This window comes from Pseudoalteromonas sp. 2CM39R (assembly GCF_023161845.1).
The window spans coordinates 461,547-482,068 of record NZ_JALNTM010000003.1; the positions used below are offsets into that span (position 1 = coordinate 461,547).

13 protein-coding genes are annotated in these 20,522 nt (G+C 41.4%); 7 read left to right on the plus strand and 6 right to left on the minus strand.

The window, feature by feature from the left end:
- Positions 1-166 precede the first annotated feature (166 nt).
- On the minus strand, positions 167-2,152 hold the full coding sequence (locus MTF66_RS09375; protein ID WP_248527089.1) for a ligand-gated channel protein: 1,986 nt from the start codon (positions 2,150-2,152) through the stop codon (positions 167-169).
- 121 nt (positions 2,153-2,273) lie between these two features.
- On the opposite strand from MTF66_RS09375, the gene MTF66_RS09380 reads away from it, so the two are divergent.
- Positions 2,274-3,158 (plus strand): LysR family transcriptional regulator, encoded by an 885-nt coding sequence (locus MTF66_RS09380; protein WP_055011472.1) that lies wholly within the window; start codon positions 2,274-2,276, stop codon positions 3,156-3,158.
- Between the two features lie 33 nt (positions 3,159-3,191).
- Here the strand turns inward: MTF66_RS09380 and MTF66_RS09385 are convergent, their stop codons facing one another.
- Positions 3,192-3,809 (minus strand): LysE family translocator, encoded by a 618-nt coding sequence (locus MTF66_RS09385; protein ID WP_138621801.1) that lies wholly within the window; start codon positions 3,807-3,809, stop codon positions 3,192-3,194.
- A gap of 203 nt (positions 3,810-4,012) precedes the next feature.
- Positions 4,013-6,454 (minus strand): prolyl oligopeptidase family serine peptidase, encoded by a 2,442-nt coding sequence (locus tag MTF66_RS09390; protein ID WP_248527091.1) that lies wholly within the window; start codon positions 6,452-6,454, stop codon positions 4,013-4,015.
- 275 nt (positions 6,455-6,729) lie between these two features.
- Here MTF66_RS09390 and MTF66_RS09395 point away from each other — a divergent pair, with 275 nt between their 5' ends.
- Positions 6,730-7,953: a glycosyltransferase gene (locus MTF66_RS09395; protein WP_248527093.1), complete on the plus strand. Its 1,224-nt coding sequence runs from the start codon at positions 6,730-6,732 to the stop codon at positions 7,951-7,953.
- A 122-nt stretch (positions 7,954-8,075) separates the two neighbouring features.
- Positions 8,076-9,308: a threonine/serine exporter ThrE family protein gene (locus MTF66_RS09400; protein ID WP_075169987.1), complete on the plus strand. Its 1,233-nt coding sequence runs from the start codon at positions 8,076-8,078 to the stop codon at positions 9,306-9,308.
- A gap of 41 nt (positions 9,309-9,349) precedes the next feature.
- On the opposite strand, the gene MTF66_RS09405 is transcribed toward MTF66_RS09400, so the two are convergent.
- Positions 9,350-10,408, minus strand: coding sequence for an alcohol dehydrogenase family protein (locus tag MTF66_RS09405; RefSeq protein ID WP_248527095.1), 1,059 nt, complete (start codon positions 10,406-10,408; stop codon positions 9,350-9,352).
- 11 nt (positions 10,409-10,419) lie between these two features.
- A complete protein-coding gene (locus MTF66_RS09410) occupies positions 10,420-10,926 on the minus strand; it encodes a TetR/AcrR family transcriptional regulator (RefSeq protein ID WP_248527096.1) in 507 nt (168 codons plus the stop codon).
- A gap of 226 nt (positions 10,927-11,152) precedes the next feature.
- On the opposite strand from MTF66_RS09410, the gene MTF66_RS09415 reads away from it, so the two are divergent.
- Positions 11,153-13,201, plus strand: coding sequence for a S9 family peptidase (locus tag MTF66_RS09415; protein WP_178956887.1), 2,049 nt, complete (start codon positions 11,153-11,155; stop codon positions 13,199-13,201).
- A 136-nt stretch (positions 13,202-13,337) separates the two neighbouring features.
- Complete coding sequence (locus tag MTF66_RS09420; protein ID WP_248527098.1) at positions 13,338-15,005, plus strand: RluA family pseudouridine synthase; 1,668 nt, start codon at positions 13,338-13,340, stop codon at positions 15,003-15,005.
- A 345-nt stretch (positions 15,006-15,350) separates the two neighbouring features.
- On the opposite strand, the gene MTF66_RS09425 is transcribed toward MTF66_RS09420, so the two are convergent.
- Complete coding sequence (locus MTF66_RS09425; protein ID WP_054201343.1) at positions 15,351-15,764, minus strand: hypothetical protein; 414 nt, start codon at positions 15,762-15,764, stop codon at positions 15,351-15,353.
- A 235-nt stretch (positions 15,765-15,999) separates the two neighbouring features.
- Between MTF66_RS09425 and MTF66_RS09430 the strand changes: the two genes are divergently transcribed.
- Positions 16,000-18,351, plus strand: coding sequence for a TonB-dependent siderophore receptor (locus MTF66_RS09430; RefSeq protein ID WP_248527099.1), 2,352 nt, complete (start codon positions 16,000-16,002; stop codon positions 18,349-18,351).
- A gap of 17 nt (positions 18,352-18,368) precedes the next feature.
- Positions 18,369-20,522: an FAD-dependent oxidoreductase gene (locus MTF66_RS09435; RefSeq protein WP_248527100.1), complete on the plus strand. Its 2,154-nt coding sequence runs from the start codon at positions 18,369-18,371 to the stop codon at positions 20,520-20,522.

Consider the following 20,522-nt stretch of genomic DNA (forward strand, 5'->3'; position numbering starts at 1 on the left):
TTTAAAGTTACATTTAATGACTAAATACGCTGCTAGAATAAGCGACTACACAGAAAAAGCCAACCGCCTTTTGTGCTTTTTAAACATTATTGAACAAGAACCGAGATAAAACCAAAAAACGAGTACGGTTTAGCGTACTCGTTTACTTTGTATTATTAAAAAGTGTTTAGAACTGCCACACTAAAGACGCCCAATAACGGCGACCATCTTCAACATAACCATACTCTTGCTCTGTGATCTCTTTATCAAGCAAGTTATAAATTCCAGCACCGAGTTTAACGCTGTCACTTAGCTGATAATTAGCACCTAAATTGGCAATGGTATAATCAGGAGCAATTAAACTGCTTTGTGAAGGCCCTGTCGTTGGCTGGCTTTCTTCTCCACGATATTGCACGCGTAACCATCCGCCTAACTTATCTGTTGGACGCCAATTTAAAGACGTTTGTAAACTATGTTTTGGTAGCTGATTAAGTGGGCTCCCCTTATATTCACCGGTTTTTTGCTCTGAGTCGGTATAGGTATAACTGGCACTCACATCAATTTCAGTTGAAATATCATAATCTACTGATAGCTCAACACCTTGGGTTATGGCTTCATCCACATTAATGTAGGTAGTTGGCATGGAGCCGAACTGATTTGGGCCATCTGTGCACTGCGTTAATGGGCATGCTATACGGGTTATTTTGTCATCAAATTCATTATAAAAAACGGTTGTCGATATGCTTAAATCGCGTCCAGAATCATAGTAAACACCCATTTCATAGTTGACTGATTGCTCAGGCTTTAAGTCAGGGTTACCATAAATATTACCGCCACGACTCACTTGTCCCCACTGCGCAGTAGATTGGCGAATATTTGGCGCACGGAAACCCGTTGATATGCCGCCTTTGATGGTGATCGCTTTAGATGCGCTATAAACACCGTATAAACGTGGACTCCAATGACCCGCAAAGTTGCCATCATGATCGTAACGTAGGCCTGCGGTAAGCTGAAAGTCATCCGTTGCTGCCCACTCGTTTTCACCAAAAACTGACCATTGCTCGTTTTCTACATGGGTTAAGTCGCTAATTTTATTACTTGTATAATCATCCAATGACTCTTTTAAATAGGTCGCACCAAACGTAGAGTTATGATCACTAAATAGCGGTAAACTCCAAGTTGTTTGAATGTCGGTATTTTCGACAAACATTTCACGTGAGTTATTATCAAACTTATCGTATTTAATGTAACTACGCGACGAGCCAAAGTCATAAAAACCATTGTGTGACATAGAGTATGTTTGTTGCTCATACTCAGTAGTTGCTGATTCAGGGCAGCCACGTCGACCACAACTTTCTCCTGGAGCAAGCTCGGCAACTGTTTTGCCGAGGGTTTCATCTAATGTTTGTTTTGCCGAGCCAAGTTCAAACATTAATTCGTGACTATCATTAGGTGTTAATGTGAACTTAGCTTTTACGTTACTTTGTTCTTTGCCTCGAAATCCTGCAGTAAAATCATCTTCATTTCGCTTTGAAAATTGACCGTATAATTGCACGCCCAATAGATCTGGAATAATGCCACCAGAAGTGAAAAAGCTGGCTTGGTTTATATCACCTGACTGGCTTTGCTCTTGAATGGTGCTGTCTAAACGCAGTTCTCCATACCACTGCTCTGGCGCTTTACGGGTAATAATATTGATCACACCACCAATAGCATCAGAGCCATACAACGACGACATAGGGCCACGTATTACTTCAATACGTTCAATCGCTGAAATTGGCGGCGTCCAAGCACCTTCTACGCCTGGGCCATCACTATTAGGTCGTGTTTCTCTTGAGCTTTGCCGTTGTCCATCAATAAGAATAAGCGTGTATTGGCTTGCCATACCACGCAAGCTAATATCTTTTCTGTCACCTCCGCCAGTCACTATTACACCCGGGATATCAGCCATTGCGTCGGTTAAGTCACGATAAAAGCGTTTTTCTAGCTGCGCTCTGTCGATAACACTAATACTTGCAGGTGCCTCTTTGAGCATTTGTTCGTAACCAGAAGCAGTGACAACCATTACTTCCATATCTTGTTTTTTTTCATCAGCAAAAGCAGGGTTAGCAATTGCAAAAGTACTTAAAATAAATGCAGTTACCGGCCTTAACTTACAACTTACCGTGTTCATGATATTTCTCCGTGACATTTAGCATGTAAATGATAATAATTAGCGTTTGCGATAATAGTGAGAAGTTCCCTTCTTCTCAACGCTATTTTTATTAAAGCTAATTTAAGTAAGGCTTAACGGTATGAGTGATAAGTTAACTAAAACCCTGAATATATTTGTTCGCACTGTGCAAACGGGAAGTATGAGTAAAGCTGCCGCTGACCTTCTAATGACAACCTCTGCAATTAGTCAGCAAATAAAACAAATAGAGCAAGATGTAGGTTTGAGTTTATTTAATCGCAGCCCTAGAGAATTAACGCTTACCGAGGCGGGTGAGCTGTATTATCAAAGTTGCTTACAAATGCTTGCCGTTGCAACAGCTACATCAGAACAATTACAGCATTTACAAAATTGTCCGAGTGGGCAACTAAAACTAGCAGCCCCTGTTGGTTTTGGTGGTGGGTTATTAAGCGAGCCTGTAAAGCATTTAATTAACCAATTTAGTGATATAGATGTGCACTTAACGCTTTCTGACGAGCCGATTGATATGATCAGAGCAGGTATTGATTTGGTGTTGGCGATTGGCCCTCTCGAAGACTCAAACTTAATTGCACGCCAGCTCGCTAGTTGGCCATTAATACTGTGTGTTCATAAAAATCATGCACTAGCACAGCAACCAAAAATCACACTGGATGACCTAAAAGCGCATAACCGCATTGCACATATAGCTGTTGATCCGGCGCTTACGCACCTTACCCGCGGTGAAAGCACAACACTACCAAAAGCACGTATTGCCATTAATAATATGCAAACTGTGATTCAATTTGTTCTCGATGAGTTAGGCTATGCTATTTTGCCAGAGCCTGAAGTACGCAATTTCTTAGCTACAGGAGAACTTTTAGAAATATGCACTGATTGGCAGCTTCCCCATTACGATGTATTTGCTCTAACGCCTGCACGCGACACGTTAGCAGCAAAAACAAAAGCTGCAATTAAAGCACTTAACGCATCATTTTCAGCTATTTAAATAAGCTAAGTTCAGGTTAAGGCTTGTTTATAGTTAACTAATTGCAAGCCAAACTCCTACTAGCACCATTAAACTCCCCGCAATACGATTCATCCACTTAATGTTATTGCCTTTGGTTAAAAATAACCGCAGGCTTTTACCACCTGTTGCGTAAATCATCATACAGATAAACTCTGAGAGTAAAATAATGGCCACCAGCACCGCTAATTGCGGCGCAACACTGTATTGTACGTTAATAAAAGGAGGTAATAAGGAAATCATAAACGCCCATCCCTTTGGATTGGCGATAGCGGTTACAAACCCCTGTGAAAATAATGAATATCGGCTCACGGCTGTTGTGTTATGCGTATCAACCGACATTTTTCCTTTCGCACGCCACATATTAATGCCAATGTAGATTAAATAAGCACCACCTAGCCACTTTAAAATATCAAATGCACTGGGGTAATTAAGCATAACACTGGCTACACCTAGCACCGCGGCTACCGCAACACTGGCAACACCTAATAGTTCGCCAATCATCATCCATAAAGTTCGGCGCACGCCTATACTCATGCCTAAAGTCATGGCCAGTGTCATGCACATACCCGGAGTAATAGACACAAAAAAGAACGTAGGAATAAATACCGCAAGTGCCGCTACATCAATCATTTAAAGCTCGCAATAGGTTAATTAAATGGTGTTAATTATGAATGAAAGGGTAAAGGAAAAAAGCCAAAGGTGAAATAGCTTCCGATAAATTAGAAGTAACAGCGTCGAGACTCGGGCTAAGGGTAACGAGCTTAGCCCGAGTTAGCAGCGCAGTATTTCGCGCCGCCAAACCTCGAAGCCCTGAGCTCGAAACTCTTAGCAAATTAATTTACTGTTGTTTCAGTGTCTACTTCGTTATCACTTAACAAGTACTTATCAAGCCACTGCTCTTGCTCCCACAGTACATGTAATAAGCTTTTACGGGCACGGTAGCCGTGGGCTTCGTAAGGAAGCATCACTAAACGCGCTTCTTTACCCAAGCCTTTAAGTGCAGCATACATACGTTCACTTTGCATTGGGAAAGTTCCCGAATTCGGATCTTCTTGACCGTGGATCATTAACATAGGTTCGTTAATCTTCTCAGCATGGAAAAACGGCGACATGTTTGCGTACACACTTTGTGCTTGCCAAAAATCACGTTCTTCACCTTGAAAACCAAACGGCGTTAATGTGCGGTTATACGCACCACTTCGGGCAATACCAGCCTTAAATAAGTCGCTATGCGCTAATAAGTTAGCCACCATGAATGCACCGTAAGAGTGCCCTGCAATGGCGATATTATCTTTATCAGCAATACCCTTTTCAACCAGTACATCTACCGCTGCTTTGGCGCTAGAAACCAGCTGTTTTCTAAAGTGATCATTTGGCTCACTACCATCAACACCTACAATCGGCATTTTAGGATCGTCAAATACTGCAATCCCTTTAGCCAAATAAGGCATTGGGCCCCAGTAACCTATGTAGGTAAATTCGTATTCTGATTCGCGTACTTGTGAAGCAACCGCTTTATCTTTATATTCAAGTGGATATGCCCACATCAGAACAGGTAAAGGCCCTTGTGTTTTGTCATACCCTGGCGGTAAATAAAGCGTACCGGAAAGCTCAACACCGTCATCGCGGGTATAACGTAATTGCTCTTTAGTCACCCCTTTAAATGCTGGATACGGATGCTCAAATTGGGTCAGTTGCGTTAAGCTATCTTTATCTAAATCGCGAATAAAAAAGTTAGGCTGCTGCGTTTTAGACTCACGAATAGTAATAATGCGCTTACCTTCATCGTCTAATAAAGCACGCACCCGCTCGTAGTAAGGTGCAGCCGATTGCCATATTCGCTTAGTGCTATTTGTTTTTACATCATATTGATCTAAAAATGGAATATTTCCTTGCTCAGATGCACCGTTTCCACGAAGGTAAATGTAACGTCCACCTACGACTTTTATAACACGCGTGCCTAAGTCGTTTCGCTCATATATGGCACTACCTGGATCTTTATAGGCATCATTGTAGCTTCGCTCTGAAAATAACACGCGGTTACTATCAGCATTACGTGGTTGAATTACATAAGTGCGCACTTGTCGGTCACTAAAGCGCCAATCACTTAGCATGGCAATGTTGTCATTACCCCATTGTATGCCTGCAAAACGACGCTCTACTTTGGCAAATAATTTAGGGTCGCGTTTAAACGGTGCACGTAAACTATAAAGGTAATCATGATGCTCAACCTCAGTTTTCATATCGCCGCCATCTTGCGCTTCGGCCCAAATAACCTCCGCGCCCTGATCGGCTCGCCACTCAAAATCACGACGACCAGTGCGAACACTGTCATACCCTTGAGGAATGTTGTCGGCAAGAGGTTGCTTAGCCAGCTCGACTAATGCATATCCCCGCATTCCCCATATTTGCCATGTAGTTGCAAAACGGCTGTAAGGGACTTGATACGAAAATGGCTCGTCGATGGTCGCGACTAAAATATTGGTTGAATCAGGCGAAATTGAAAACGATTTAAATAAGCCAGCACGGCCAATTGGCTGTGCTTTACCATCAAGCGTGATATACGCTAATTGACCTTGACCATAAAATTTAAATTGTGCTTCATCAAATGGGCTGGTTAATAAGTTTTGATAAGTACGCGCTGGGGCTTTTTCACCGCTACTTTGTTGAATAACTGGTACTGTGCTTTGGGTATCATTGGTTAACCTGGGTTTGTCTAGGTTAACAGCTAAATTCGCCACAATCGCTGTGCTATCGGGTAGCCACTGATAAGGTGTAGCGGTTAATACTGAATTAAGCGCAAACTCATTTAACTGCTTTGCTTGCTTGGTTTTAACACTATAAACCCAAAGCCGTGCGTTATCCGGTTGTTCAACAATAAACGCTAAATACTCGCTATTTGCTGACCAGCGAGGGGAACGAATGATCCCCTGCGGCAAATTATTTACGTTAACCACAGTACCACTTTCTACATGCTTAAGTTCTAAAGCACTGTATTTGGCACTTACCCGTGAGCGTGAAAAATTAGCTGGGTTGAGCTTTATTCCCGCAAGCTTAAATTCTTCTTTTGCCAGCTCATCAAGCGACACAACACGCTTGCGTTCAAACAAAGCCAGCCACTGTCCATCACTTGATAAAGAACTAGTTGGTGCTAACTTAGCATCTACAAGTGTAGCAAGCGCTGGTGAAGGGGTTTGATATCCTTGCTCTGCATAACTTGCAGGCAATAAAACAATGCAGCCTACCAAGGCAATTAACAGCCTAAAAGCATTCATGTTTTCATCCTTTTTATTGTTAAATATTACCGGATATATAAACACGTTTTGCACCATTCATAAAGTGTTAAGCTAAGTAATGACTTAAGTAGCCTGAATACGCTAAAATACACGCCTATTTACTCAACGCTAAAATTGGTTGTTTATGTCCATTAATTTGCAGCATTTTAGTTTTTCGAAATCATACTCTGCTTTTTAAATACCGTTACAGCTTTTAAAAATATACCACTGTGTTTGAGTCTGTTTTTCCATCAAATAATTAGAGAATCTAGCCAATGAAAAAAGTGCTGGTAATTGGCTATGTATGGCCAGAGCCCAATTCATCTGCTGCAGGTACGCACATGATGTCGTTACTAAATGCGTTTAGGGCGCAAAACTGGGATGTTGAGTTCGCCACGCCCGCACTGCCTACCGAACACATGGTTGACCTTGCCGACTTTGGTATAACCAGCCAAAACATCGCTCTTAACTGCGATAGTTTTGATGACTATGTTAAAGCTTACAACCCCGATTTAGTGATGTTCGATCGTTTTATGATGGAAGAGCAGTTTGGTTGGCGCGTAGATAAGCATTGTCCTAATGCACTTAAGATTTTAGATACCGAAGATTTACAGTGTCTGCGTAATGCTCGCCATGAGGCGCATAAAGCTGAGCGTGAATTTAACCACAGCGATTTACTATCAGACATAGCTAAACGTGAAATAGCCGCTATTTTACGCTGTGATCTCAGCTTAATTATCTCAAGCTATGAGATGGAGCTACTCAATGAAGTGTTTAAAGTTGAGCCTAGTGTGTTGCATCATTTACCTTTTATGGTTGATTTAAGTGCCTTACCTGAGCAAACTAAATCGTATGAACAACGCCAACACTTTATGACCATTGGTAATTTCAGACATGCCCCAAACTGGGATGCGGTACTCTATTTACAAAAAATTTGGCCGCTTATCCGCAAACAACTACCGCAGGCAGAATTGCATATTTATGGGTCTTACCCACCACCAAAAGCCACCGCACTTAATAATCCTAAAACCGGCTTTTTAATTAAAGGCTGGGCCGATGATGCGTATGAAGTAATGCAAAGTGCGCGGATTTGCTTAGCTCCTTTGCGTTTTGGGGCAGGTATTAAAGGTAAACTTTTAGAAGCCATGATCATGCAAACCCCAAGCATCACCACGCCTATTGGCAGCGAAGGTATGCACAGCACGTTGCCGTGGCCAGGTGTGGTAACAGCAGATGTGCAAGCTTTTGCAGATGCCGCAGTCTCTTTATACAACAACGAGGCTAAATTTAGTGAAGCACAAGCCGCTGGCGGCCTTCTGCTTAATACTCTGTATGACAAAGTACAGTTAAGTGCTCAATTAATTGAAAAAATCGACTCAATAAGCAGTAATTTAGATGCTCACCGGATGAAAAATTTCACGGGTCAAATGCTCAAACACCATACCATGCGCAGCACACAATATATGTCGCAGTGGATAGCAGAAAAAAATAAAAAATAACATTAAAAATCACTAGACAGGCGGCGATTTGTGTTTAAAATCGCCGCAAATAAACTTGGGCAATTTTAGCATTATTGCCTATATTTTTAGCTTAGTTATTTAATAGTTGGTTCAAAACAAATTTGAAAACCGCAACGTTTACTGAAAAACGCAAATTTATCGTTAAATTGGGCAAAATGCTCCATAAATACGGTACACCTGCCTATCGCTTAGAAGCCCACTTAATGGAAGTGGCGACCTATTTAGATCTTAAATCATCGTTTGTTATGTCGCCCACGTCGGTTACCTTTGTTATTTGGACCGATGGCCATGAAGATGAATATACCCATGTTGCCCGCGTTGACCCAGGCGATCACGATTTAGGTTCACTTGCCGATACCGATGACCTAGTTAATAAAATGCTTAATGGTGAGCTCACGTTGCAAGAGGTTGATCAGCAACTTGATATTATTTTTGATGCCCCTAATCCATATAACAGAGTGCTGACAGGCGTTGCCTTTGCCACCTCTGGCGGCGCATTTGCAATGCTTATGGGCACCAGTTGGAATGATGTTCTGTGGTCTGGGTTATTAACCTTTATTGTATACTTATTTGTATTGTGGTCGGCCCGTTCGAAACGTGTGGCTCACATGCTTGAGCCATTAGTGGCAATAGTGTCGGCTATTCTTGCTTGTGCTATTAGCGTTCATTTAGATGCACACATCAACATTCGATTAATTGTGCTTTCTGCCATTATTGTGTTTATACCCGGTTTAGCCCTTGCACTTGGCCTTGCTGAACTCGCAGCCAGACATTTAGTATCGGGCACAGCTCGCGTTATGGACTCATTTATGTTGCTGTTTAAGCTTTATTTTGGGGCTTTTATTGGTCTTGCTATTGGCTTTGCGGTCTTTGGGCAAGCCGATTTCGTACAACCAGAGCCGTTACCAAAGTGGACTGCATGGCTCGCTATTTTACTTTTATGTAGTAGCTTAATCGTTATTTTTAGAACTAAGCTTAAACATGCAATCTGGTCTATTGCCTCAGGCTTTATAGCTTATGGCACCAGTATTGGGCCTGCTATATATTTAGATTTAAATTACACGTTAGGCACCTTTATTGGTGCATTTTCAGTTGGTGTATTTAGCAACTTATTTAACCGTGTTGCCAATGCTCCGGCCTCTATTGTAGCTATGCAGGGATTAATTGTATTAGTGCCTGGGAGCAAAACGTATATTGGTTTAAACTCACTAATTGAAGGCCAAGACTTTGTTTATGCAGATCATATTGGTCAGCAAACGTTTTTAATATTCATGTCGCTAGTGGCAGGACTTATTTTTGCAAACGTGGCGCTTCCTCCTAAAAAGAGTTTGTAAGCTTAAAGCCCGTTAACTTTAAAGTAGCGGGCTTTAGTGTGCTATTCGCTGTGCGGTATTGTTAAAACAATTTTTCCCACGTGCAGCTTTTGCGAAAACACTTGTTGCGCTGTTACTATTTCACTTAATGGCAATGTTTGCGCCACTATCGGCTTAATTTTTTCCTGCTCAATAAAGTTTACCAAGCTTTTAAATACACCTGGTTCTATAACTGTGCAGCCAAAGAATGTTAAATCTTTTAGATACAATGTACGAATATCAAGCTCAACTAACGCTCCTCCAATTGCCCCCGACACCGCGTAACGCCCTTTTGGCTTTAAAACCTCTAATAACTTTGGCCATTGCTCCCCTGCTACTAAATCGATAACTACATCAACACTGCTTTTACCCAAGGTTTTAATTAAATCGTCTTCACGAGATAAAACTTTATCAGCACCTAAATCTTTTAACTGCTGCGCCTTACTTTCACTAGTGATTGCAATAACATTAGCACCGCGCGCTTTTGCTAACTGCACAGCAGCAGAGCCAACACCACCGGAAGCTCCAGTAATTAATACAGTTTGCCCTTGTTGCGGGTTAGAGCGGTACAACATATTTTCAGCAGTTGAGTATGAGCACGGAAACGACGCAAGCTCTACATCGCTATAGCTGCTATTAATTTTATATGCATGCAAAGAATCAACTACAGTATATTGTGCAAAACCACCGTCGCACTCTGAACCAAAATACCACGGTGTTTTCAATGATTCACCGTTAGCTTTTAGCAAACATGGTTCAACTAAAATACGCTCGCCAATTCGATTTTTATCAACACTTTCACCAACGGCTATAATCACACCACATACATCAGCACCTTGAATGCGGGGAAATACTAATGCATTACCAGACCAGCTAGCATCATCGCTTTCATCACCTTTTTTTGAATACCAAGCTAAACGTGTGTTTAAGTCAGTGTTATTTACTCCCGCCGCCATGACTTTTATTAATACGTCGGTACTTGCAAAACTAGGTACAGCTATATCGGTTGCATATTTTAGCGTATCAAAATCGCCATGGGCTGTGAGCTGCACGCCATGCATTGTAGTGGGTAGGTTTGCCATTATTTGCTCCTTTAAATTAACTTTAAGATACTTTGTTTTGCGGCTAGTACTGCCTCATCACCTATTACTGGCCATGCGCTCGAAACCCCTTCATGCAATAAGAATAAGCTACTCGCTATTGATGCATTTAAGCTTTGCTCACCTAACAATTGCTTAACCTCATTTTTATGATTTTGCACTGCGCTGCTAATTACTTCGTCTTCAGGAAATGCCGACAATGCATTAATTGATAAACAGCCATTAGGTGCATACTGCTGCATCCATAATTTAAGCTGATCAAACATATGTAAAACCGCATTTACACCTTCATCGGGTGATTCCTTTAGTAAAAAATGTAGATACCGAGTATGGCGATACTCAAGTGCAGCAATAATCATTGCTTGCTTTGAAGGATAATATTTATAAAGGGTACGTAAGCTGACACCACTGAGCTTTTGCAGCTTTGCTACGCTTGGTTCGGCAAAACCATGCTGGCTAAAGGCAACCTCTAACGCTGCAGCTATTTCTTGTTTAAGCATATTTTTATACCAATGTAGAATGAACACTCTACACAAATAGTAGAGCGTTCATTCTACCATGTCAATATATCAGTTACAGTCCAAAGGTAAAAACACTGAGTAACTGGCAAACACTGAGCCTATACAGTTCATATCTCTGCGTTTTTTGTTAGATCATCGCATTTTTTAGTATATTAAGAACACCTTGCTATAATGGCTGAAATCTAATAAAGCAAAGGAAATAACAATGCTAAAAACTAGCTTAGCGATAGCAATTGGGCTTTCAAGCTCACTTGCATTTGCGCAATCAGCAATCACTGTTGAAGACATTCCAAAAGTAAAATCGGTAATACAAACAACTGTTAGCCCCGATGGCGACAGTGTTGCATTTACCCGTTCGTTACCTCGCACGCTTTACGTTGACGAAAATGGTAGCAATTACAGTGAGCTTTACGTTGTTGACGATAAAGGTGTTGAACGCCCTTTTATTACCGGTTCAGTTAATATTAAAAGCCTACAATGGTCAAACGACAGCAAAACAATTTACTTTTTAGCGAAATTAAAAGACGACAAATATACTTCGCTTTACCAAATACCTGTTGATGGCGGCCAAGCACAAGCGGTTATGTCATTAAAAGACACATCTATTTCAAGCTATCAGTTAAGCCCTGATAACAAGCAAGTCGCTATTTTAGCAATGCCAGCTGCTGATAAGTCAGAAAAAGAACTTAAAAAACTTGGCTTTAAAGCAGAAGTGTACGAGCAAGGCCTTAAAAACAAGCAGCTTTTTATTGTAGATTTAGCTAAAGCAGACAAGCCACTTACCCCTACCGCACTCAATGTTGATAACTATGTGAGTGATGTTAATTGGGCTGCGAATGGTGAAAAGCTTCTGGTTAAAACTCAACCTACTGCACTAATTGATGATAAATACACAAAATCGATGTGGCACTTGTTTGATATTGCCAGCAACAAAGTCACCTTATCGTTTAAAACTGAAGGAAAGCTAGGCGATGCCGAGCTTTCGCATGATGGTAAATACATTGCTATTTTAGGTGCTGAAGATAAGCACGACCCTGCAACTGGCCGCTTATTTATTGCCGATACTAAAACCGCCGAAATCACTGAATGGTTACCTAACTTTATGGGCCACGTTGTTGACTTTGAATGGTCGCATAAACGTAACACGCTTAACTTTATTGCCAATGTGGGCACAGAAAGTTTTGTTGCGAGCATTAAAACCGGCTCTAACAAATACAAGAAGCTAGTAAAAGAGGGCAAATTTATTGCCTCACAGCTAAGTGTTTCTGATTCAGATAAAACACTAGCACTTCGTGGTAACACGGCAAAACACCCTAACGAAGTCTTTATTGTGCGCAGTAACAAGGCAAAGCGTTTAACTGATTCAAACAGCTGGTTAAACGACAAACGCTTTGCTAAACAAGAAACAATTACGCTTAAAGCGCGTGACGGTGTAGAACTTGATGGTGTACTAGTTTACCCACTCGATTATGAAAAAGGCACACGCTACCCACTAATTATGTCAGTACACGGTGGCCCTGAAAGTCATGATAAAAACGGCTGGGTAACTAACTACTCGCGTCCTGGTCAAATGGGCGCTGCACGTGGTTATGCGGTATTTTACCCTAACTACCGAGGTTCAACAGGTAAAGGCGTTGATTACTCTAAACTAGGTCAAAACGATTACGCAGGTAAAGAGTTTGACGACTTAGTTGATTTTAAAAATCACCTTGTTGATATGGGATTAGTTGATACTAAACGCGTGGGTATTACCGGTGGCTCTTACGGCGGTTATGCATCAGCGTGGGGCGCAACTAAGCTAACCGAGCACTTTGCTGCCAGTGTTATGTTTGTGGGTGTAACTAACCAGCTATCTAAATTTGGTACTACTGATATTTCAAACGAAATGAACCTAGTTCATGCGCGTTCATACCCGTGGGATAAATGGCAATGGTATCTAGAGCGCAGCCCAATTTACTGGGCGGGTCAATCTGAAACGCCACTGCTTATTATGCATGGTAAAGACGATCCTCGCGTTCACCCTGCGCAATCTATGGAACTTTACCGTTACATGAAAGTACAAGGTAAAGATGTTCGCCTTGTTTACTACCCAGGCGAAGGCCATGGTAACCGTAAAGTAGCGGCACAGTACGATTACAGCTTGCGTTTAATGCGTTGGATGGACAACTACTTGATGGAAGGCAAAAAAGACATGCCTGCATTTGAAATTGACCATGCGGCTAAATTAAAAGCAGTGAAAGACGCTAACAAATAAGTCTTAGCTTAATACCAAAGGCCAACATAAATATGTTGGCCTTTTTGTTTGTAATGCCAGGCATGCTTAGTGGCACAGCGCTGCTTATGTTACACTCTGACTAATTATTCTGATAACTGCTAATCACACTATTGCCATGTCAAACCCTGCTAGCTGCTTTACCACTTTTAATGAAAACATAGATAACCTCGCACTGCCTGAGCAGTTTACGTTTCCCTTTTATTATAAACCTCATCCGCTGGCCGTTGCCGCTGCAAAACAATTACAACAACAATTAAAAAAGCTAGATAAGGCTATTTTAGATACAGATGATATTGATGCCGGTAAAATGTTTGGCGTATTGGTTGTTCAAGATGAGTCGCAACAGCTAGGCTTTATTAGCGCCTATTCGGGGCAAATAGCGGGGATAGATGAGCAACTGCATTTTGCGCCAAATGTGGCACTTAAACATATAGACGATGCAGAATTTAGTCAGCAAAGCCAAGTGATTAACGATATTAATGCGCAAATTACAGCCTTGCAAAACAGTGATAATTATCAGCAAATTGAGCAACAATTAACGACTGCTCGCCAACACTATGAGCAACAACTTATCGCCAAGCAGCAAGCGATGCAAGTAACTCGAAAACAGCGAAAACAGCAACGACAAGTTGCCAGCAAGCAACTCAATAATGATGAGTTTGAAAAACTGAAGAACCAATTAGCTGGGCAGAGTATTGTTGAGAAAAAACAACTACAAGCATTAAAGCAACAGTGGCAAAAACGCATTGCAGCGCTTGAACAGGCACAACTAACAATAAATGATGAAATTAACGGATTAAAAAAACGCCGTAAAGTACTCTCTAAAAATTTACAAAAAAAGCTATTCGCTCAATACCAGTTTTTAAATGCAAACGGCGAAGTGACCGATTTGAATGCCATTTTTGCCAAACTGCCCGAACACACACCGCCTTCAGGCGCGGGAGATTGTGCCGCGCCAAAATTATTACAATATGCTTATAAACATAATTTAAAGCCCCTGGCTATGGCCGAATTTTGGTGGGGCGCACCGCCTAAGTCGGCAATAAGACATCATTTACATTATTACCCATCGTGCTATAGCAAATGCCAGCCTATTTTAGGGCATATGCTAGAGGGGTTAAATGTTGAAGACAACCCGCTCTTGATCAACCCTGCACAGGGTAAAGACCTAACGATTGTTTATCAAGACGATGATTTGTTGGTGGTAAATAAACCTGCTGAATTTTTATCTGTGCCAGGCATTAATATTGACGATTCGGTATATATGCGAATCAAAACTCAGTTCCCACACGCTTCGGGGCCACTTATTGTGCACCGATTAGACATGTCGACTTCAGGGCTGTTAATGATTGCGTTAAATAAACGGGTGCATAAAGCACTGCAAAAACAGTTTATAGAGCGTAGTGTAGAAAAACGTTATGTTGCTTTAGTGGCGGGTAATATTGCTGCTGAAAGTGGCAGCATAGAGCTACCTTTAGTGCTTGATTTTGATGATAAGCCACGGCAAATGGTGTGTTACAAAACGGGGAAGCCGTCATTAACAACATGGCAGGTACTGGAACGTAAAAATAATACTACCCGCTTACAACTCTATCCAAAAACAGGACGTACTCATCAATTGCGTGTTCACTGTGCCCACCACTTGGGGTTAAATACACCCATTGTGGGCGACACCCACTACGGTGAAAAATCAGACCGACTACATTTGCATGCCGAGTATTTAGCTTTTACCCATCCTATTAGTCATGAACGATTAGAATTTGAAGTAGCCGCTGATTTTTAAATCTTCGCTGCTTTTAGTTGTATCGGATTCTAAAACAGTGCCATTTTTTCATATTGCAAAGTAGGTAACTTTTACCGTTGCAATATAGAAAAAATTACCTGCATTATGCAAAGCCACAATCCAAACAATATAAATATCTATAAAATTCATACTGTTAAAAATTGGCATTAGCTTTGCTTTTATTATTGTACGTATTTATTAAAGCAACTTAAAGCACCAATAAGTGCTTTTAGTCACGCACAGTAAATGGCTTGCTAGCCGCTTACTCTGCTCAACAGAACTTCCTACACTCCCTGTGTACTTTATTGGTTATAGGCTAACGCTTATAACCATTTTTTTTGCTTATTATTTAACGGTAAATTTTACGTCTTGATCGCGTAATAAATAAAGCGCAAAACACGCAGCCCACATCGGCCATGCTGCAAAAAACAGTAAATTATTAAAGCCATCAATGTACTGGTTGTAAGAAGACAGCGTTGATAGTCCATGCATTATAAAAATAACACCGTAAGTTATACGTTTTTTAAAACCGACTAAAAATGCTATTACTAATAATAATTGCAGTGCACCTAAAATATAAGCAATAGTATCGGTAGAGCCACTGATCCCATAAAAATGTTCAAAAATACGGGCGCTATGCCCCGGATTTACAAATTTATCTAGTGTCCACATTACCATCACAATAAACACCCCTAAGCGCAGCGATAAAAGCGACCATTGCAAACGAGTTTGTACATCTGTATTGATCGAATCTGTCATAAAATTTCCTTAAAAAAGATATAAATAAACTAATTGGCAAGTAAGACCGTATAAACGTATTTTTATTTTCAATTAATTAAAATTAAACCTAAACTGATCTTAAGTTGAGTTATTTAAAGGCACTATTATTTAAGCGCTAAGATAAAAAATAAAAATATTAGCAATTGATTGAAAGATATTTTTATCTGTCTTGGTCTTTTGTGTACATCAACATATAACAATAGAGAAACACGATTTGAAATACACGTATTTAGCTTTAACCCTCGCCCCCCTATTAAATTTAGCTTTAGCTGCTCAGGCTAATGAAACAACTAGCTCTGACCCCATTGAGCGAATTGAGGTGGCAGGTCAAGCGCTTAAATCTAAAAACCTCTCTATTAAAAACACCACAGTAAACGGCCCTTTTGGCGACAACCTGGCTTTGCAAGACATAGCCCGCTCTGTGACCCCTATTTCTAAAGAGCTAATTGAGCAACTTAACATAACAACATTGCACGATGTTCTGGCAGTAAGTCCTAATACATACGCTGCAAGTGGTTTTGGTGCACCAAGTTTACCGACGATCCGCGGCCAGTTAGGTGAGTTATTTCAAGATGGTACTCGACGCCAAGCGGGTAATAATGGTTTTGGTGTGCCGTTGTCGTTTAACGCGATAGAACAGATAGACGTAGTTAAAGGTGCACCACCTGTATTGTTTGGTTCAAGCCAACGTAACGGGGGCTTTGTAAACTTGCACTCTAAAACAGCGTCAACTGATCAGCGCAAAGGCAATGTGAAGGTGTCTGCAGGCAGTTGGGATAAGTATAGTGCCCAAGTAGATTACAACGCACCGATTGTTGAGGATAAAATTGGCTTACGTGTTAGCTATGAGCATATTGATCAGGGTAGTTATTATGACTATTCAGCCACACAAAGTGATAGCTTGTTTGCGGCATTAAAAGTTTTACCGGATGATAAAAGCAGTTGGGACATTAACTTTGAACTGTACCAAACAGAATTTACCGATAACGCTGGTATAAACCGCCCTACCCAAGCGCTTATCGATCATAATCTTTATATTACTGGTCAAGGGTTACAAGCGAATGGCAGCACAGTTCCTGGCGCAGGCTCTATTATATCGCCTACAGGACAAGTCAAAATAGATACCAGCCGTGTGCTTACCGATCCTGATAATCTCAATCAAGCAACCACTTATTTAGTTCACAGTATTTATAAGCGCGCACTGTCTGATGTAATGTCGATTAAAAACATTAGTTACTTTCAACATTTGCAGCGCGAAGAAATAGCACAAAATAGTTTTGTTGAAATAATTGATGGCGCCGATACCGCACAAAACCGCTCTGAACTCACGTATCAATGGAGCGATGAGCAGCAAACCTTATTCGCTGTTGATGTTCGTTATAATAAAGTATTGGGTTACAGCCAGTTTACTACTGAAGCCGACACACCTATTGATTTAACCGGCCCACTTTCAAACCGCCGCATTCCATTAACTGATGCACAAAAGGCACGTTTGGTAGAGCTACGCCCCGGTGTATATGTGTCCCCTGGTGGTCAGTACGATATCAACAATGATGGCAGTGGTGATTTTAACTTATCAGACACTACAGATTCACGCTCATGGCAAACCGGCATTGCCATTCAACAAGACTCACAATGGACTGACAGCTTACGCACCAGTGCTGGCTATCGTGTTGATTACTATGACGTAGAAGCAAATGACCCGATTGCACCTCAAGGGCAAATAGCCGCTAGTGATAGCATTAACGATACACTGCAATCAGCGCAGCTGAGCGTTAATTACTCAGTAAATGACGATTTAACCACTTATGCGGCAGCAAGTTATAACGAAGCCACCTCTAACAGCATGGCCGGCGGTAATACGTTAGGTGGTGACAATACAATTAGCGCACAAAATTTTGCTACGGAAAATACTTTAGTCGAGTTTGGCGTGAAATATGCGCCAACACAAAGCGACTGGTATGCAGATGCTGCTGTATTTAGCCAACGCCGCAGCTTACGTAATCGCGATGGTAGCAATACAGGCATTCGTACAACCGGATTCGAAAGCCAAGTATTTTACGACGCTTACCCTTACTGGGTAAGCGCAGGCTACAGTTACATTGATGCCCGTTATGATAACTCTGCGACAGGCCAAGACTCAGCTCAAATAGCCGATGCGTTTGATAATTCGCGTCCCGATATTATTGCGGGTAACAGCATTGGCGCACCAAGTTACACAGCTTTTTCGCCCTCAAACCGTCAAGTACAAGGGATCCCAGAGCAATCATTAAGCTTAAATGCTAACTATACAATAACTTCTCAGTGGCAAGCTGGATTTTCTGCCCTGTATACTAAAAGCTACCCATTGGATTTTTTAGCTACCGTATACATTCGCGATCAGCACACCTTAAATGTTAATACCAGCTATGCGTTTACTTCTGCAACTAAATTGAGGCTTGATGTAAATAATATTACCGATCAGCAAAACTGGCGTCCTGTATTTGAAGGTGGCTATTTTGGCGCGACACTCGCGTTCCCAGAATTACCAATTAACGCTAAGCTCACACTTACCCATAACTTTTAAACCGTTTGAGAGATAACATGTTAAAAAAACTAAGTTTGTTATTACTGGCGGCGATAGGTGTCGGCTTATTCTTTTTTTATGATCTAAACCAGCTTCTTACCCTCGACGGGTTGAAAGGGTCAATGGCGCAATTTGATCAGTACAAAGCTCAATCACCGTTTTTGGTGATCGGGGGGTTCTTTTTACTTTATATATTAGTGACCGCGCTTTCACTGCCTGGTGCAGCTATTTTAACGCTAGCCGCTGGTGCATTATTTGGTTTGGCTCAAGGGTTATTAGTTGCCTCGTTTGCCTCAAGCATTGGTGCTACGTTGGCATTTTTAGTGTCACGTTATTTATTGCGCGATACCATAAAAAAACGCTTTCCTGAACGTTTAGCTGCTATAGATACTGGGGTTGAAAAAGAAGGCGCATTTTACTTATTTACGCTGCGCTTAGTGCCTGTTTTTCCGTTCTTTTTAATTAATTTATTAATGGGTTTAACTGCTATTAAGTCATGGACTTTTTACTGGGTAAGCCAAATAGGAATGCTGGCGGGTACCTTTGTATTTGTGAACGCTGGTACTCAATTAGCACAAATAGATAGCTTATCGGGTATTTTATCGCTGGATTTAATTTTGTCGTTTGCGCTATTAGGGGTATTCCCGTTAATTGCAAAAAGCCTTATAAATGCAATAAAAAAGCGCCGTGTTTATAAAAACTTTACTAAACCCAAAACATTCGATCGCAACATGATTGTTATTGGTGCGGGCGCCGGCGGCTTAGTCACCAGCTATATTGCAGCAGCAGTTAAAGCCAAAGTTACCTTAATTGAAGCCGGCGAAATGGGCGGCGACTGCTTAAATACTGGCTGTGTGCCTAGTAAAGCTATTATTAAAAGTGCAAAAGTAGCCCAGCAAATGCGCCAAGCTGAAAAATATGGGCTACAAAGCACGACACCGCAGTTTTCGTTTAAAAAAATAATGGCACGTGTACAGCAAGTGATTGCCGATATAGCCCCACACGACAGTGTTGAGCGCTACACAAACCTAGGCGTAGATGTTGTAAAAGGCTACGGTAAATTATTAGACCCGTGGACTGTAGAAATTAAGCTTAACGATGGCGGCACACAAACACTCACTGCTCGTACGATTGTGATTGCCACCGGCGCACGCCCATTTGTACCTCCACTACCTGGCATAGAAGAAACAGGCTATGTAACCAGTGATACGTTATGGAGCAAATTTTCTGAGCTTGACGAAGCCCCTAAAAAGCTTGTTGTACTTGGCGGTGGACCAATTGGTAGCGAACTTGCACAAAGCTTTGCGCGTTTAGGTTCAAACGTTACACAAATTGAAATGGCTGAACGCATTATGATCAAAGAAGACTTAGAGGTGTCTAAATTTGCTCATGAAGCGCTAACGCAAAGCGGCGTAAACATTTTAACCTCGCATCAGGCACTGCGCTGTGAAGAGCGCGATGGCAAAAAATTCATTGTGGTGAAACATAACGATAATGAAATCGATATTGAATACGATGAGCTACTATGTGCTGTAGGGCGAAGCGCACGCCTAGAAGGTTATGGCCTTGAAACGCTCGGCATAGAAACGAGCCGCACTGTAGTCACAAACGAATACCTTGAAACACTCTATCCTAATATTTTTGCAGCGGGCGATATTGTAGGACCGTATCAGTTTACTCATGTAGCCGCTCATCAGGGCTGGTACGCAGCAGTAAATGGGTTATTTGGTAACCTTAAAAAGTTTAAAGTAGATTACCGTGTTATTCCTTGGACCACATTTATTGACCCAGAAGTAGCACGGGTGGGCATAAATGAACAAGAAGCGATAGAAAAAGGCATAGACTATGAAATCACCCGCTTTGAATTTGAAGAGCTAGACCGCGCCATCACCGAAAGCGCTAACAATGGTTTTATTAAAGTGATCACCCCTAAAGGTAAAGACAAAATACTTGGTGTTACTGTGGTATCTGAACACGCTGGCGATTTAATTGCTGAGTTTGTATTAGCCATGAAACACGGTTTAGGGCTTAATAAAATATTGGGCACCATTCACAGCTACCCAACATGGGCTGAAGGTAACAAATATGTGGCGGGCGAATGGAAACGTGCTCATGCTCCTGAAAAGGTACTTAACTTGCTGGAAAAATACCACGCCTGGCGCAGAGGCTAG

What these genes read in the sequence shown, in the direction of transcription:
- MTF66_RS09375 (WP_248527089.1), bottom strand. Translation starts at nt 2,152, where the DNA reads ATGAACACGGTAAGTTGTAAGTTAAGGCCGGTAACTGCATTTATTTTA.
- MTF66_RS09415 (WP_178956887.1), top strand. Translation starts at nt 11,153, where the DNA reads ATGCTAAAAACTAGCTTAGCGATAGCAATTGGGCTTTCAAGCTCACTT.
- MTF66_RS09410 (WP_248527096.1), bottom strand. Translation starts at nt 10,926, where the DNA reads ATGCTTAAACAAGAAATAGCTGCAGCGTTAGAGGTTGCCTTTAGCCAG.
- MTF66_RS09435 (WP_248527100.1), top strand. Translation starts at nt 18,369, where the DNA reads ATGTTAAAAAAACTAAGTTTGTTATTACTGGCGGCGATAGGTGTCGGC.
- MTF66_RS09390 (WP_248527091.1), bottom strand. Translation starts at nt 6,454, where the DNA reads ATGAATGCTTTTAGGCTGTTAATTGCCTTGGTAGGCTGCATTGTTTTA.
- MTF66_RS09425 (WP_054201343.1), bottom strand. Translation starts at nt 15,764, where the DNA reads ATGACAGATTCGATCAATACAGATGTACAAACTCGTTTGCAATGGTCG.
- MTF66_RS09385 (WP_138621801.1), bottom strand. Translation starts at nt 3,809, where the DNA reads ATGATTGATGTAGCGGCACTTGCGGTATTTATTCCTACGTTCTTTTTT.
- MTF66_RS09395 (WP_248527093.1), top strand. Translation starts at nt 6,730, where the DNA reads ATGAAAAAAGTGCTGGTAATTGGCTATGTATGGCCAGAGCCCAATTCA.
- MTF66_RS09405 (WP_248527095.1), bottom strand. Translation starts at nt 10,408, where the DNA reads ATGGCAAACCTACCCACTACAATGCATGGCGTGCAGCTCACAGCCCAT.
- MTF66_RS09420 (WP_248527098.1), top strand. Translation starts at nt 13,338, where the DNA reads ATGTCAAACCCTGCTAGCTGCTTTACCACTTTTAATGAAAACATAGAT.
- MTF66_RS09380 (WP_055011472.1), top strand. Translation starts at nt 2,274, where the DNA reads ATGAGTGATAAGTTAACTAAAACCCTGAATATATTTGTTCGCACTGTG.